This is a genomic window from Symbiopectobacterium sp., from assembly GCF_051710365.1.
Taxonomy (GTDB): Bacteria; Pseudomonadota; Gammaproteobacteria; order Enterobacterales; family Enterobacteriaceae; genus Symbiopectobacterium.
In genome coordinates this window covers 1-1,540 of record NZ_JBPETA010000347.1, presented here as the reverse complement: position 1 = coordinate 1,540, position 1,540 = coordinate 1, and the positions used below count along the sequence as shown (strand labels likewise).

General features: G+C 47.9%; 2 protein-coding genes and 1 pseudogene. All 3 read left to right on the top strand.

The annotated features are described in order from the left end of the window. A pseudogene (locus tag ACTBDZ_RS17680) lies at window positions 1-70 on the top strand (surface-adhesin E family protein); the annotation flags it as partial. Between the two features lie 150 nt (window positions 71-220). Continuing rightward, window positions 221-622 (top strand): SPI-1 type III secretion system chaperone SpaK, encoded by a 402-nt coding sequence (gene spaK, locus ACTBDZ_RS17675; protein WP_438816254.1) that lies wholly within the window; start codon window positions 221-223, stop codon window positions 620-622. Continuing rightward, entirely contained in the window at window positions 622-1,338 is a 717-nt protein-coding gene (locus ACTBDZ_RS17670; protein ID WP_438816253.1) for a hypothetical protein, read from the top strand. Before spaK ends, ACTBDZ_RS17670 begins: the two co-directional genes overlap by 1 nt. The last annotated feature ends 202 nt before the right edge of the window (window positions 1,339-1,540 follow it).

Sequence of the window (1,540 nt, the reverse complement as noted above, 5' to 3'; positions counted from 1 at the left end):
CATGGCGATGGTCAAAGCGCTTAACCGGATCACGCTATTAGGAATGCCGAACAGTATTCGCATCACGTAACAATCGACCCGATGGGGCACAGTCGTTACAAGTTCTGATTTATTCAACAAAGCCCACGCTTTAAAGATCTTGAAGTTATATCGTTCGGTGAAATACCCGATACGGTATCAATCAATGTGGTGAAAACCATTTAATTAAGGAAGAACTGAAATGTATGTTGATATTGTAAAATTGGTTCGTGATGCGCTACTGCACAGTGGGGTGGATGAATCCATTCTGAGTGATTTTGATGGTCATTCAACCATTGCGCTCGATTTTGAAAATTATCCCAGTTTGTTAATCAGCAATGTTGATGGGCAGATATGGATCTGGTCGCAGCTCAGCGAAAACACACCCGGGTTATTGCAGCATAAATCAGCCCAAATCCAGGAAAAAATTATGGAAGGGTGCCATTTTGCGATGACTGGACAATTACAGATTGCCATTAACAATGACACCATCGAATTAAAAGGGTTGGTACATCCTGACTATCTGACTGACGGTGCTCGCTTTGCAGATGCAATGGACGAGTTTTTCCAATTGCAAGAAGCTTTTTTGGGAGTGATTCGCTAATGGCGAACCGACAGCTCTTACGTCAACAAGCACATCCTTTGCGCCTGTCTGGCTCCATCATTATTGAAGCGCGATTGCCCGGTGTGACTGTCGGGGAAGTCTGCGAGGTTCGCCAAGGATGGAGCCAGCCAGAGATCCTGGCTCGCGCTCAGGTATTGGGATTTCATGGTGATACGACACTGCTGAGTTTGATAGGCAATGCGCAAGGTTTGTCGCGAGAGGCGGTAATTTGTCCTACAGGGACAGGGCTGTCGGTAGTACTGAGTCACGACCTGCTGGGTTGTGTGCTGAACCCGTTTGGTGAAGTTGTGGAGCGATTAGCGGGAGAAGAGCGAGGATTTGCCTGGCAGCGCCACACGATAGATGTGCCACCACCACTGTATCAGGATCGGGTGGGTATCCGGCAGCCGTTTTTGACCGGAATCCGAGCCATTGATGGGCTGATTACTTGCGGCGTGGGTCAGCGCATGGGGATTTTTGCATCGGCAGGGTGTGGGAAAACGACCTTGATGCACATGCTTATCGAGCAATCACAGGCCGATGTTTTTGTGATTGCGCTTGTCGGTGAGCGTGGGCGTGAAGTGACGGAGTTCATTGAAGCATTGCGTCAGTCCGATCGTCAGAGCCAGTGTATTTTGGTTTACGCGACTTCAGATTATTCATCGTTGAATCGGTGCAATGCCGAGCAGGTTGCAACCACGGTTGGGCTTTGTTGAATAAATCAGAACTTGTAACGACTGTGCCCCATCGGGTCGATTGTTACGTGATGCGAATACTGTTCGGCATTCCTAATATGTACTAGCTCAGACCTGATCTGACAGTTACCGGTTATTTATACAGGTGTCTGTCAGATTAAATCTGGTTCAGATTTTTTTCTGCCCAGACCCGTTTACCATCAAGTAATGTTGCCATTGGCGT